General features: G+C 34.9%; 11 protein-coding genes. 5 read left to right on the top strand and 6 right to left on the bottom strand.

The genetic code is table 11. The features are described from left to right. Position 1: 1 nt before the first annotated feature. Both QWY90_RS07740 and QWY90_RS07735 read right to left on the bottom strand, forming a co-directional pair. Positions 2-2,233 (bottom strand): TonB-dependent siderophore receptor, encoded by a 2,232-nt coding sequence (locus tag QWY90_RS07740; RefSeq protein ID WP_290285299.1) that lies wholly within the window; start codon positions 2,231-2,233, stop codon positions 2-4. Positions 2,234-2,408: 175 nt separating this feature from the next. Further along, the gene (locus QWY90_RS07735) at positions 2,409-2,882 is read right to left on the bottom strand and encodes a DUF6265 family protein (protein ID WP_290285298.1); all 474 of its coding nucleotides are present in this window, start codon (positions 2,880-2,882) and stop codon (positions 2,409-2,411) included. A 104-nt stretch (positions 2,883-2,986) separates the two neighbouring features. Here QWY90_RS07735 and prfA point away from each other — a divergent pair, with 104 nt between their 5' ends. The 3 genes from prfA (at position 2,987) to QWY90_RS07720 (ending at position 5,802) form a co-directional block, all read left to right on the top strand. Further along, the gene (gene prfA / locus QWY90_RS07730) at positions 2,987-4,060 is read left to right on the top strand and encodes a peptide chain release factor 1 (RefSeq protein WP_290285297.1); all 1,074 of its coding nucleotides are present in this window, start codon (positions 2,987-2,989) and stop codon (positions 4,058-4,060) included. Between the two features lie 71 nt (positions 4,061-4,131). Continuing rightward, positions 4,132-4,950: an orotidine-5'-phosphate decarboxylase gene (pyrF, locus tag QWY90_RS07725; RefSeq protein WP_290285296.1), complete on the top strand. Its 819-nt coding sequence runs from the start codon at positions 4,132-4,134 to the stop codon at positions 4,948-4,950. Positions 4,951-5,001: 51 nt separating this feature from the next. Beyond that, a complete protein-coding gene (locus QWY90_RS07720; RefSeq protein ID WP_290285295.1) occupies positions 5,002-5,802 on the top strand; it encodes an ABC transporter substrate-binding protein in 801 nt (266 codons plus the stop codon). A gap of 160 nt (positions 5,803-5,962) precedes the next feature. Here the strand turns inward: QWY90_RS07720 and QWY90_RS07715 are convergent, their stop codons facing one another. Both QWY90_RS07715 and purU read right to left on the bottom strand, forming a co-directional pair. Further along, entirely contained in the window at positions 5,963-6,718 is a 756-nt protein-coding gene (locus tag QWY90_RS07715; RefSeq protein ID WP_290285294.1) for a DUF4197 domain-containing protein, read from the bottom strand. Positions 6,719-6,769: 51 nt separating this feature from the next. Beyond that, positions 6,770-7,624: a formyltetrahydrofolate deformylase gene (gene purU, locus QWY90_RS07710; protein WP_290285293.1), complete on the bottom strand. Its 855-nt coding sequence runs from the start codon at positions 7,622-7,624 to the stop codon at positions 6,770-6,772. A 151-nt stretch (positions 7,625-7,775) separates the two neighbouring features. Here purU and QWY90_RS07705 point away from each other — a divergent pair, with 151 nt between their 5' ends. After that, on the top strand, positions 7,776-11,201 hold the full coding sequence (locus QWY90_RS07705; RefSeq protein ID WP_290285292.1) for a methylmalonyl-CoA mutase family protein: 3,426 nt from the start codon (positions 7,776-7,778) through the stop codon (positions 11,199-11,201). A 283-nt stretch (positions 11,202-11,484) separates the two neighbouring features. On the opposite strand, the gene QWY90_RS07700 is transcribed toward QWY90_RS07705, so the two are convergent. Then, positions 11,485-11,625: a hypothetical protein gene (locus tag QWY90_RS07700; RefSeq protein ID WP_290285291.1), complete on the bottom strand. Its 141-nt coding sequence runs from the start codon at positions 11,623-11,625 to the stop codon at positions 11,485-11,487. Positions 11,626-11,752: 127 nt separating this feature from the next. Here QWY90_RS07700 and QWY90_RS07695 point away from each other — a divergent pair, with 127 nt between their 5' ends. Beyond that, the gene (locus tag QWY90_RS07695; protein ID WP_290285290.1) at positions 11,753-12,253 is read left to right on the top strand and encodes a hypothetical protein; all 501 of its coding nucleotides are present in this window, start codon (positions 11,753-11,755) and stop codon (positions 12,251-12,253) included. A gap of 71 nt (positions 12,254-12,324) precedes the next feature. On the opposite strand, the gene capB is transcribed toward QWY90_RS07695, so the two are convergent. Next, positions 12,325-13,587: a cysteate-C-fatty acyltransferase gene (gene capB, locus QWY90_RS07690; RefSeq protein ID WP_290285289.1), complete on the bottom strand. Its 1,263-nt coding sequence runs from the start codon at positions 13,585-13,587 to the stop codon at positions 12,325-12,327. Between the last annotated feature and the right edge of the window lie 59 nt (positions 13,588-13,646).

The raw sequence follows: 13,646 nt of genomic DNA, 5'->3' as shown, positions 1-13,646 counted from the left end.
TTTAGAATTTATAAGATAAAGTGGTTGTTAACATTCTAGGCGCAATCGGAGTTACAGTATTATCATCATAAACATAATAACTCACTACATTTGCTAAGTTCGATAATTTTGTTCTGATGGTAAAATCTTTTATTGAATAACCTACAGAGGCATCCAATTGTATAAACCCATCAACTGGAATTGGTTTTCTAGCTAATTCGGCTGCAGTCGAAGCGTTGTTCGGTCTTAATCTTCCACCTAAACGCTCTCCTATAAAAGTAGCTTGTAAACCTAATTCTAATCCTTTTAATTTAGTGTTTTCAAAGGTGTAAAAGCCACTCGCGTTAGCAGTATGTTTTGGTGAAAATCTTAAAAAAGTTCCAGGATTATAGATGTTGCTTTTAGTATATTTTGTCTCGTTAAAGCTATATCCGGCAATTAATCGCAAGCCTTTGTGGTATCCTGTAATGTCTATTTCAACCCCTTTACTTTGGTATGCTCCAGCCAATTCTTTGATGTTTGTATTGGTGTTTCCATTTGAAAAATCGGTTTGAGCTAAATTACCATAATCAATCAAATAGGAGGTAAGGTTGGCTACTAAATGCCCTTTAAAGAATTCATTTTTAATTCCTACTTCGTATTGATCAATAGTCGAATTTGGTAAAGCATTTAAATTTCTGTCTGTTCCGGTATTCAATACAAATGAATCAGAGTAACTGGCAAATATAGAACTGGTTTTAACAGGTTGAAAAACAAAACCTAGTTTAGGCGAGATAATATTGTCATTGGTTTTAGTCTCTAAATTAACATTTGTTGAAAACGTTAATGCATTAGATGTGTTTTCTAAATAACTGTATCGCAAACCTGCTAATACTTTAAATTTAGTACTTACTTCTATCAAGTCTTGAAAATAGATTCCGGCTCTTTTTACATTTGCTAACGTATTCGTGTTTTTATCCATTGTTGGTATAACAGTGTTGGCGTAAGCAGCATTTTTTATAATTATTACTGATGGATTATAGATGTTTATTTTATCGTAATAATTGATGTTTTTATAAGCTAAAGTCGTTGTGTTACTTTGATCAGCATCAGCTCCGAAAAGCAGCGAGTGTTTTACTTTTCCGGTTTTGAATGTTCCGTTTAGGTCTATTTCAGCCAAACTGTAATCTTGTTCTGTATCCGTTTTTTGAACGCCTCTAATCCAATCTCCGTTAGAACGAACTAAATTGTTATTTACGTTATTAGGATCGTTAATTCCCGCATTAGGTCTAAGGCTTGACAGCAAATTGGTTGTATAACCTTGATAAGAGAAAATACCTTTTAATTGCCAATCTTTATTTAAATCATGATTGATGGTTGTAGTAAAACCAACTTGTTCTGAGGCAAATTTTCCCCAATTAAAACCAAGGAACGTATTTCTTGGTAATGCCACCACTTTATAATCAATCGTTGTTAAACCAAAGTCAGGTGTTCTGTTGTCCTTGGTGTAATCAGCTTCTATTATAATATTCGTTTTTGCTGAGATATCCAATAAGATTGACGGATTAAAATAAATTCTGTCGGTTTGGACATCATTCCTAAAGCTGTTGCCTTGCTCATAACTGGATATAAAGCGATACGCTACGGTATTACTGTTGTTAACACTCCCGTACACGTCAACTGTTGGCTTAAAAAAATTATATTCAGTTGTTCTAAAACTCAATTCACCACCATGGTCAAATCGAGGTTTTTTGGTAATTAGGTTCAAGATTCCACCAGGCGCAACGTTTCCGTATAATAGTGCCGAACTTCCTTTTAAGATTTCAATACTTTCCAATGAACTCGTTTCCGGAATTAAAGAGCCGTTGAACCGTACACCGTTTTTAAAAGTATTGCCACCACTAAAGGTAAAACCTCTTGAACCTAATTCTTCTTGGTTATTACCAGAAGCATTACTGGCTCCTGAAACATATACACCATTTGCATTTTTTAAGGCATCAGATAATCTTAGAATTTGTTGTTGTTTGATAGTCTCTTTTCCGATTACAAAAGTTGCTTGTGGTAAATCTAATGGCTTGATGTTGGTTTTACCACCTTTTACAATTGTTTTTTGTTGCTGTGAAATAATCACAACTTCTTTAAGGACTTCGCCCTTTTTGTTTTTTACAGTATCATTTACTGCATAGAGTTCATCTTGGAAATCATCTTTAGTTTCTTGGGCATGTCCAACGGAACTAATAAGTGTTAAGGCGAGAATTGAAATATATTTGTACATTTATTTAGAATAAGTTAAAATAACGATGCAAATATAATTACGTGATTTGAAATAAAAAAGTTTATTTAGACTAAATATAAATAATACTTTTTAACAAATTGATTTTCTATTGTTTATAAATCAAAAAAACCTTGTGTTTAGTATGGTCAAGATTTAATATAGAGCTGAAGAAGGTCTATTTTTTGGTCATTGAATAGCTTTCTGAAGACAGTTTTCCTTGTTGTTTTCCAGAAATAGAAGCTAACATATTACTTTCGTTAACTTTTTTATAAGTAATTTTTTGAGGATAATCATGCGTTGGATTCTCAAAAGTAAAGGCGTTGTCAACATCAGAAGTTAATTCAAAAACGATAGGATCATCATTGTTTTGACCAACTACTGTAGCAATGTATTTTAATTCTTCAGCTGACTGTGTAAGCTTTATACTTTCAAAATGAACCGTATCTTTTGTGTTGATAAAAAAACTTTTTCCGCTAAAAGTGCTGTCATTTTGTTTTGTCCAAGCTTCTTTTAAGGTGCCATCAGGAAGTTTTTGTTCCCAATTGCCAATAAGCCAATTCATCTTTTCGAGCTTGTCAAATTTTTTTTCAGATTTGTTTTGACAAGATATAAGTAAAGCTATCGAGAGTATTGCTAGAGTAGTTTTCATCTTTAGTGTTTTTAGGTTGTACAATACTATAAAAAATCTGCCAACGGAACACTTTAAACTGTAGACTTTTTTTCCTATTTTTGCACTCGAAAATAAAGAATGATATGTTAGAAAGACTTCAATATGTAAAACAGCGTTTCGACGAGATTTCGGATTTGATTATTCAACCCGATATTATTGCGGATCAAAAACGTTATGTGCAATTAAATCAAGAATATAAAGGTTTGAAAGCGTTGATGGAGAAGCGTGAAGAGCTCATTAATGTTACCGCAAATATTGCAGAAGCTAACGAAATTATTGCTGATGGCTCTGATGCTGAAATGGTAGAAATGGCCAAAATGCAATTAGACGAAGCCAAAGACCGTTTACCGGAATTGGAAGAAGAGATCAAATTCATGTTGATTCCAAAAGATCCGGAAGATGCCAAAAATGTTATGGTTGAAATCCGTGCCGGAACAGGTGGTGACGAAGCTTCTATTTTTGCCGGAGATTTATACAGAATGTACACCAAATATTGCGAAGCTCGTGGATGGAGAACTTCAACAGTTGACATGAACGAAGGAACTTCTGGTGGTTTTAAAGAGGTGATTTTTGAAGTTACGGGAGAAGATGTTTACGGTACATTAAAATTTGAAGCCGGAGTTCACCGAGTACAACGTGTACCACAAACTGAAACGCAGGGTAGAGTGCATACTTCTGCAGCAACCGTTATGGTTTTACCGGAAGCTGAAGAATTTGATGTGCAAATTGATATGAACGATGTTCGTGTCGATTTCTTCTGTTCGTCTGGTCCAGGTGGACAATCGGTAAATACTACCAAATCAGCTGTGCGTTTGACACACATTCCAACGGGTTTAGTAGCCCAATGTCAGGATCAAAAATCGCAACATAAAAATAAAGACAAAGCCTTAACGGTTTTACGTTCTCGTTTATACGAACAAGAATTAGCCAAAAAAGAAGCTGAAGATGCTGTCAAGAGAACTTCACAAGTAAGTTCTGGTGATCGTTCTGCAAAAATCAGAACTTATAATTATGCGCAAGGTAGAGTTACAGATCACCGAATTGGTTTAGACGTTTTTGATATGGACGGCGTAATGAACGGAAAAATTCAAAAATTTGTTGACGAACTTCAGTTGGTGAACAATATGGAAAAACTAAAAGAAAGCGAAGTTTTCTAAAATATAAGCCTCATTTATTGAGGCTTTTTTTAGGTTCTGAAATTAGTAACTTTGTACAACAACTAAAAAAAATGACAACACAACAACTCGTTCAACAAATCAAAACCAAGAAATCTTTTCTTTGTATAGGTTTAGATGTTGATTTGACTAAAATTCCAACCCATTTATTAGAACTTGAAGATCCCATTTTCGAATTCAATAAAGCCATAATTGATGCAACTCATGACTTGTGTGTTTCCTATAAACCCAACACTGCTTTTTACGAAGCTAATGGATTAAAAGGTTGGCAATCTTTACAAAAAACCATCAATTATCTCAACGAAAAGCATCCCGAAATTTTCACCATTGCCGATGCCAAACGTGGTGATATTGGCAATACATCAGCTATGTATGCAAAAGCTTTTTTAGAAGATTTGAATTTTGATTCGGTTACTGTTGCTCCTTACATGGGAAAGGATTCCGTTGAACCATTTTTAGCTTTTGAAAATAAACATACTATTATGTTGGCTTTGACTTCTAACGAAGGTGCATTCGATTTTCAGACAAAAAATGTAGAAGGAAATGAATTGTATAAAGTGGTAATTGAAACCTCTAAAACATGGAAAAACAGTCAAAATCTAATGTATGTTGTTGGAGCAACAAAAGCTGAATATTTCACAGAAATCAGAAAAATAATTCCAAATAGTTTTCTGCTTGTTCCAGGAGTTGGAGCACAAGGCGGAAGTTTACAGGAAGTTTGTAAATATGGAATGAATGATGAAATAGGCTTACTTATTAATTCATCACGTGGAATTATTTATGCTTCAAACGATAAAGATTTTGCCGAAAGGGCTAGGATGGAAGCACTAAAAATGCAGCAAGAAATGGAAATAATACTAAACAAAGATTAATACTTTGTGAACTTTGCGTAATTCTTTGCGCCCTTTGCGTTTAAACAAAAAATGAAAACACTCCAAGACCAACTCGGCACTTCCCACTTTTTTGAAAACACTCCTAAAAGAATAGTTTCGCTTGTCCCTTCTCAAACTGAATTGCTCTATGATTTGGGTTTGGAGGACAGTGTAGTAGGCATTACCAAATTTTGTGTACATCCTTTCCATTTTAAATCGACAAAGAAAATTATTGGTGGTACCAAAAAAGTGCATTTCGAAAAAATCAGATTATTGCAGCCTGATATTATCATTGCCAATAAAGAAGAAAACACTAAAGAAATCGTTGAGGAACTTTCTAAAATTTGCCCGGTTTGGGTAACGGATATTATCACTTTGGAAGACAATCTAAAAATGATAGAAGACTTTGGACAACTCTTCAATAAAAGAACTGAAGCTCAAAAATGGATAGACAAAATCGATTTTGCTTGTAAAAATTTTCTAAATTTTATAAAAGATAAACCAGTTCAAAAGACAGCTTACTTTATTTGGGCAAATCCATATATGGTAGTCGGAAACAATACTTTTATCAATGAAATGTTGAAGCTAAATAACTTTAAAAACGTCTATGAAAATAGGGAAGAACGTTATCCCGAAATCATCATCCAAAAAATGCGTATTCAAGGCGATCCTGATTTGGTATTACTGTCCTCTGAACCTTTTCCGTTTACTGATGAAAACGCTTTTGAAATTGGAAGATTTACACATCACGCCAAAACAGTTTTTGTAGATGGCGAAATGTTTTCCTGGTATGGAAGTCGTTTAATAAAAGCATTTGATTACTTCAAAAAACTACACGAAAGCATTGCATAAAAAAAATGCCAACATACAATTACGCTGGCATTCCTAAACTAACTAACCTTAACCAATAATAAAAAACCAAATTTATTACATTACAAAGGTACGCTGCCTTTTTAGCTTACACTGTTAAGGTTTTGTTATTCTTATGTTATTGATTTCTAAAAATTTAGATCTATTTCTTATCCTGCATCGCAAAAACTTGTTGCAACAAAGGAGAAGTTCTAGCGTTAATATCGGTACGAATGGTTTTTTCTTCTATAGCTATCATTTTAAAAACACCTTCCAATGCTTTGTTAGTTGTATAATCTGTTAAGTCGGGATTAACTTTTTTAACCGTAGGTAAGCTGTTGTATTTTTTAATAATACTAGCCCAAACTTTATCGGCACCTACTTTAGTAAAAGAATTTTTGATAACCGGATTAAATTTAGCATACAACGGAGTCGTTGTATTAGTTTGCAAATAAGTTGTTGCCGCACTTTCGTTACCCATTAAAATATTTTTAGCATCGGTAAAACTCATGTTTTTTACAGCATCAACAAAAATTGGAGTCGACTCTTTTACAGCATCTTCTGCAGCTCGGTTTAACATCAATAACCCTTTATTGGCTAACGAACTCATGCCAATTTTTCGGAGTGTTTTGTCTATTTTTTGGAGTTCTTCTGGCAAAAGAATTTTTACCATACTGTTTTTATAAAAACCATCTGTAGCGGTTAATTTAGTCACTTGCTTTTCAATTCCTTTGTTCAAGGCTTCTTTCAAACCACCAGCAATATCTACCATACCTAATTTAGTATTCAATATTGATAAATCTACAGGAACTGCTTTTTGAACTTCTTTTTGGACTTCTTGTTTAATTTGGTCCAAGATGCCGCCTTGAGCAAAAGTGAAAGCGGGTAATAATAGGAGTAAAGTCAATTTTGTTTTCATAGGATTTATTTTTTTTTCAAACTGCTTATCAAAAATGGAGCCAGTATTTCTTTATGCAAAAACAACTGTTTTATTATTGTAAACCATAGTTTTTCGTTCAGAATGTAATTTTATAGCTCTTGCCAAAACAATACGCTCCAAATCTTTTCCTTTCATAATAAAATCTTCAATCGAATGAGTATGCGTTACTCGAGTGATATCTTGTTCAATGATTGGTCCTTCGTCTAATGCTTCGGTAACGTAATGACTAGTTGCTCCAATGATTTTAACGCCTCTGTTAAAAGCGGAATGATAAGGTTTTGCCCCGGGAAAAGCAGGAAGAAACGAATGATGTATATTGATGATTTTATTTTTATACAATTCAATTAAATTGGGAGTGATGATTTGCATATAACGCGCCAAAACAATGAAATCAATTTGGTTTTTTTCTAAAATTGTTAGCTGTGCTTCTTCGCCAGCTTCTTTGTTTTCTTTAGTGAAAGGAATACAGCTAAACGGAATAGAAAATCGCTGGGCAACCGAACTTAAATCGTTGTGATTACTAATGATAATCGGAATTTCCACATGCAATTCGCCAGTACTATATCTAGAAAGAATATCATACAAACAATGGTCATATTTAGAAACAAAAATGGCCATTCTCGGCTTTCTTTCCTGAAGCTGAATTGACCAAGACATAGAAAAAGGATTGGCCAAGTTTTTCTGAAAATTATCCTTGATATCATCCAAATTAAAACGGTCTTTCGCAAACTCACATTCCAATCGCATAAAGAATACATCTTGATCGCTATCAACATGTTGGTCCAGGTAAATAATATTCCCGTCAATAGAAGCAATATAGTTGGTCACCGCAGCTATAATTCCCTTTTGATCCCGGCAATGGATGAGTATAACAATTTTATTCATCTGACTTTGAAATAGATTTTATGCATTTCAAATCTAAACTTAATTTAGTTTGTTTTATAGCCAAAACTTATTTTTATGTTTTGTGCCATTTAATAGCCCATTTTTTGAAAATTCCTTAAATTGCGTCCTCAAAATAGACACTTATTTAACAATGGTTCAAGAACAACCTTATATTCCAAAAAATAAAGTAAGAATTGTAACAGCGGCTTCTCTTTTTGATGGTCACGATGCCGCAATCAACATAATGCGTAGAATCATTCAGGCAACAGGTGTCGAAGTTATACATCTTGGTCACGATAGAAGTGTGGAAGAGGTTGTGAATACTGCAATACAAGAAGATGCTAATGCTATCGCAATGACTTCGTATCAAGGTGGGCATAATGAGTATTTCAAATACATGCATGATTTGCTAAAGGAAAAAGGGGCAGGTCACATTAAGATTTTTGGTGGCGGTGGCGGCGTAATTTTACCAAGTGAAATTGCCGAACTACAAGCTTACGGAATTACCAGAATATACGCTCCGGATGACGGTCGTGCTATGGGATTACAAGGAATGATTAATGATTTGGTTAAACAATCGGATTACCCTATTGGTAATGAATTGAATGCTGAGTTAAAACATATCGAAGATAAAAATCCAACAGCCATAGCGCGGTTGATTTCTGCAGCAGAGAATTTTCCAGAAATAGCAAAGCCTGTTTTTGATAAGATTCACAAACGGAATGAAACATCAAAAATTCCAGTTCTCGGAATTACAGGAACGGGTGGTGCCGGAAAATCATCATTAGTTGATGAATTGGTTAGAAGATTTTTAATTGATTTTCCAGAAAAAACAATTGGATTAATTTCAGTAGACCCATCAAAACGTAAAACGGGTGGCGCTTTATTAGGCGATAGAATCCGTATGAATGCAATTAATAACCCTAGAGTTTATATGCGTTCGTTGGCTACTCGTCAGTCGAATTTGGCTTTATCCAAATATGTTGCCGAAGCGATTCAAGTATTGAAAGCAGCGAAATACGATATTATCATTTTAGAAACTTCAGGAATCGGACAATCAGACACTGAAATCATGGATCATTCTGATGTTTCATTATATGTCATGACACCTGAATTTGGTGCAGCTACACAATTAGAAAAGATTGATATGCTTGATTTTGCTGATTTAGTGGCATTGAATAAATTCGATAAACGTGGTGCCTTAGACGCTTTGCGCGATGTAAAAAAGCAATACCAACGCAACCATAATTTGTGGGATACAAATCCGGATGATATGCCCGTATTTGGTACAATTGCTTCTCAGTTTAATGACCCAGGCATGAATACGCTTTACAAAAGAATCATGGACAAAGTAGTGGAGAAAACGGAAGCCGATTTGAAATCTACTTTCCAAATTACCCGTGAAATGAGCGAGAAGATTTTCGTTATTCCACCACATAGAACCCGATATTTATCTGAAATTGCAGAGAACAATCGAAAGTATGATGAAACGGTTTTAACACAAGTTGAAGTAGCTCAGAAGTTATACGGAATCTATAAAACCATCGAAAGTGTTGCTAAAAAAGCAGCCCGAATTGATAAAACTGGAATTGATACTAATGCTTTGAATTTCAATGATGATAACAAAGATTTTCTAAACCTATTAGTTAAAGAATTTGACAGAGTAAAAATGAATCTTGATCCATTCAATTGGGCTGTAATTCTCAATTGGAATGATAAAGTTAAAACCTATAAAGATCCAATATATAGCTTTAAAGTGCGCGACAAGGAAATCAAAATCCAAACCCACACCGAAAGCTTATCACATACTCAACTCCCAAAAGTTGCCTTGCCAAAATACCAAGCTTGGGGAGATATTTTAAAATGGAATTTACAGGAAAATGTTCCTGGAGAATTCCCGTTCGCATCTGGCCTCTATCCTTTCAAACGGGAAGGTGAAGATCCATCAAGAATGTTTGCCGGAGAAGGCGGACCGGAACGTACCAACAAACGTTTCCATTATGTAAGTGCAGGTTTGCCGGCTAAAAGACTTTCAACAGCATTTGATAGTGTGACTTTATACGGAAACGATCCCGATTTACGTCCGGATATTTATGGGAAAATCGGAAATGCCGGAGTTTCTATCTGTTGTTTAGATGATGCGAAAAAACTATATTCTGGTTTCGATTTAAGCCATCCATTGACTTCAGTTTCTATGACAATTAATGGGCCAGCGCCAATGTTGTTAGGCTTCTTTATGAATGCAGCCATCGATCAAAATTGTGAAAAATACATCGTCGAGAATAATCTTCAGGTAATAGTTGAAGAAAGAATCAACGAAATCTATAAAGAAAAAGGATTGCCCAGACCAAAATACAATTGCGATTTACCAAGCGGAAACAATGGCTTAGGATTGATGCTACTTGGAGTTACAGGTGATCAGGTCTTGCCAATGGATGTTTACCAGGAAATTAAAGTTAAAACTTTAACCCAGGTTCGAGGTACTGTCCAAGCCGATATTTTAAAAGAAGACCAAGCGCAAAACACTTGTATTTTCTCAACAGAATTCGCACTCCGATTGATGGGTGATGTGCAAGAATATTTTATTCAGAAAAACGTGCGTAACTTCTATTCAGTTTCTATTTCGGGTTATCATATCGCTGAAGCTGGCGCGAATCCAATTACACAGTTGGCATTTACGCTTTCGAATGGTTTCACTTACGTGGAATACTATTTAAGCCGTGGCATGGACATCAACGATTTTGGACCCAACTTATCCTTCTTTTTCTCAAACGGAATCGATCCGGAATATGCAGTAATAGGAAGAGTAGCACGTAAGATTTGGGCGAAAGCCATGAAAAATAAATACGGTGCCAACGAAAGAGCACAGATGTTGAAATACCACATTCAAACCTCAGGTCGTTCCTTACACGCCCAAGAAATTGATTTCAACGATATTCGTACCACTTTACAAGCCTTGTATGCGATTTACGATAACTGTAATTCATTACACACCAATGCTTATGACGAAGCCATTACTACACCAACTGAAGAAAGCGTTCGTCGTGCCATGGCAATTCAGTTGATTATCAACAAAGAATTGGGTTTAGCCAAAAATGAAAACCCAATTCAAGGTTCCTTCATCATTGAAGAATTAACCGATTTAGTAGAAAATGCAGTCTTGCTCGAATTCGACAGAATTACAGAACGTGGCGGTGTGCTTGGTGCTATGGAAACTATGTATCAAAGAAGTAAAATTCAGGAAGAAAGTTTATACTACGAAACCTTAAAACACACAGGTGAATTCCCAATTATTGGAGTAAATACCTTCTTAAGTTCTAAAGGTTCTCCAACTATTTTACCAGCCGAAGTAATTCGCGCCACTGAAGAAGAAAAACAAGAGCAAATCAAAACACTTACCAATTTACATAAAACCCATCACGACAAAGAAGAGGAGCAAATAGCGGCATTACAAAATGCAGCTATCAACAACGAAAATATCTTTGAGGTATTGATGGATGCAACTAAATATTGTTCGTTAGGTCAGATAACCGCTGGCTTGTTTGAAGTTGGTGGGCAGTATAGAAGGAATATGTAATTATTATATTAAAAAGAGAAAGCCTCACAGAAACGTGAGGTTTTTTTTATTTAGCTTATTTACCCACACCGCTACCGCACGAATCCTTTAGTGTGGTATAAACTAATCACGCAAATTTTCAACGCAATAGCAGTCTATTTTCTTTTCTCCTGCTTCTAAATTGCCTTCTAAGTGCGGTTAAAGTGCCATCAAAGCGCCGTGTAAGTGCCACAAAGTACCGTAAGCATATAGGTAAAAGTGCTGTAAGCGCTATCAGATTGCCTATCTTCTTTGTTTTGCATTTCTATTCTTTACCCTCATTAAACTTTTTCAAAATCGCTTTTAATTTTTCTTCACGCGCAACCTTTTTAGACTTTTCTTTATCTTGTTCTTTATGAAGCTTCTCGTTGTGTGTTTTAATATTTCTAGCATTGTTTCTTCCCATAACTCAAAAGTACAAATTCTTGCTTCTTATTTCTAGCCTTTAAAAAACATTTCTTTGTTAAAATAAAAGTTTGGCATAGTTAATGAGTAGCTTAAAATATCATTAATCACTTAAAAAAGTAAATATCATGAGAAAGATTACCCTTATTTTAGCTTTTATCGGGATGATAACGCTACAAAGTTGCACCACTAACAATGACAATATCGATAACGATACCATCAGTGAAGTATTTGAATATACTAATGTCAACTTCTTACCAAACGATTATAGTGTCGTGTTAACTTATCCGCATACAATTTTTAATTCGGATATGGTTTTAGTCTATCGCTTATCAGGTTCTTTTCAAGGAGAAGATATATGGAAACTATTGCCTGAAACCTATTATTTTGATGATGGAACTTTAGACTTGCGTTATGATTTTGATTTCACCCGTTTTGACTCCGAAGTACATTTAGAAGGATATGATTTAGCTAATGTAACCAACGGTTATAAATTGAATCAAATCCTTAGAGTAGTAGTAGTACCTGGTTATTTTGGCAAAAACAACAAAATGAATTTCAATGATTATAAAGCTGTTGTAAAAGCACTTAATATTGATGAAAGTAAAACAATCAAAATAAAACAATAAATTCATACTACAATATAATAAAAAACCATCTCAGTTCGAGATGGTTTTTTTATAACAACAAAGCTTGTGTTTTAGGCGTCTAAATCAACCGTAGTAGCGTCAGCAATTTTCTTATAGGTTCCGTTTACTAATTTCTCACGGATAATCTCAAAAGCAGTAAGTGTTTCTTCAATATCAGCTAAAGTATGTGAAGAGGTCGGAATCATACGCAATAAGATAATCCCTTTTGGAATTACAGGGTAAATTACAATCGACAAGAAAATACCATAGTTTTCTCTCAAATCATTTACCATTACCATAGCTTCTGGAACACTTCCTTCAAGATAAACTGGAGTTACACATGTATTAGTATCTCCGATATTAAATCCTCGGGTTCTCAAACCGTTTTGAAGCGCGTTTACATTTTCCCATAGTTTGTCTTTCAATTCCGGATTCTCTCTCAACAACTGTAATCTTTTCAAAGCACCAACAGTTTGAATCATTGGCAATGCTTTGGCAAACATTTGTGAACGCAAATTGTATTTTAAATAATCAATAATTTCTTTATCGGCAGCCAAGAAAGCTCCAATGCTCGCCATAGATTTAGCAAATGTAGAAAAGTAGACATCAATTCCGTCTTGACAACCTTGTTCTTCTCCAGCGCCAGCACCAGTTTTCCCTAAGGTTCCAAAACCGTGAGCATCATCAACCAAAAGTCGAAAATTGTATTTCTTTTTCATTTCTACAATCTCTCTCAACTTTCCTTGTTGCCCACGCATTCCAAAAACACCTTCGGTAATGAATAATATTCCACCACCGGTTTCTTCAGCAAGTTTGGTAGCACGTTGAAGATTTTTCTCCATACTTTCCACATCATTGTGTTTATAGGTATAGCGTTTCCCCATGTGCAAACGTACACCATCAATGATGCACGCATGAGCATCAACATCATAAACAATTACGTCGTTTTTAGTAACCAAAGCATCAATGCAAGACATTATTCCTTGGTAACCAAAGTTTAATAAGTATGCAGATTCCTTTTGTACAAAAGCAGCCAATTCATTTTCTAATTGTTCGTGAGCATCAGTATGCCCCGACATCATACGGGCTCCCATTGGATAAGCTGCACCATATTTTATAGCAGCATCAGCATCCGCTTGACGAACTTCAGGATGATTGGCAAGCCCTAAATAGTCATTCAGACTCCAGTTCAAAATGTCTTTTCCGTGGAATTGCATTCTTGGTCCAAGTTCTCCTTCAAGTTTTGGAAAAACATAATATCCTTCGGCCTGAGAAGCCCATTTTCCTAATGGACCCTTATTGTTTTGTATTCTTTCGAATAAATCTTTTACCATAATCACTTTGTGTTTTAGTCGGGGCAAAAGTAATAATTTATTATTAAAATTTATGATTA

The sequence above is a fragment of the Flavobacterium paronense genome (genome assembly GCF_030409795.1).
Lineage (GTDB): Bacteria > Bacteroidota > Bacteroidia > Flavobacteriales > Flavobacteriaceae > Flavobacterium > Flavobacterium paronense.
Note: the sequence above shows the minus strand (reverse complement) of the source record. Positions and strands in the feature narration are given on the sequence as shown.

Coding starts and splice junctions, on each gene's coding strand:
- QWY90_RS07740 (WP_290285299.1), bottom strand. CDS start 2,233: ATGTACAAATATATTTCAATTCTCGCCTTAACACTTATTAGTTCCGTT.
- QWY90_RS07735 (WP_290285298.1), bottom strand. CDS start 2,882: ATGAAAACTACTCTAGCAATACTCTCGATAGCTTTACTTATATCTTGT.
- prfA (WP_290285297.1), top strand. CDS start 2,987: ATGTTAGAAAGACTTCAATATGTAAAACAGCGTTTCGACGAGATTTCG.
- pyrF (WP_290285296.1), top strand. CDS start 4,132: ATGACAACACAACAACTCGTTCAACAAATCAAAACCAAGAAATCTTTT.
- QWY90_RS07720 (WP_290285295.1), top strand. CDS start 5,002: ATGAAAACACTCCAAGACCAACTCGGCACTTCCCACTTTTTTGAAAAC.
- QWY90_RS07715 (WP_290285294.1), bottom strand. CDS start 6,718: ATGAAAACAAAATTGACTTTACTCCTATTATTACCCGCTTTCACTTTT.
- purU (WP_290285293.1), bottom strand. CDS start 7,624: ATGAATAAAATTGTTATACTCATCCATTGCCGGGATCAAAAGGGAATT.
- QWY90_RS07705 (WP_290285292.1), top strand. CDS start 7,776: ATGGTTCAAGAACAACCTTATATTCCAAAAAATAAAGTAAGAATTGTA.
- QWY90_RS07700 (WP_290285291.1), bottom strand. CDS start 11,625: ATGGGAAGAAACAATGCTAGAAATATTAAAACACACAACGAGAAGCTT.
- QWY90_RS07695 (WP_290285290.1), top strand. CDS start 11,753: ATGAGAAAGATTACCCTTATTTTAGCTTTTATCGGGATGATAACGCTA.
- capB (WP_290285289.1), bottom strand. CDS start 13,587: ATGGTAAAAGATTTATTCGAAAGAATACAAAACAATAAGGGTCCATTA.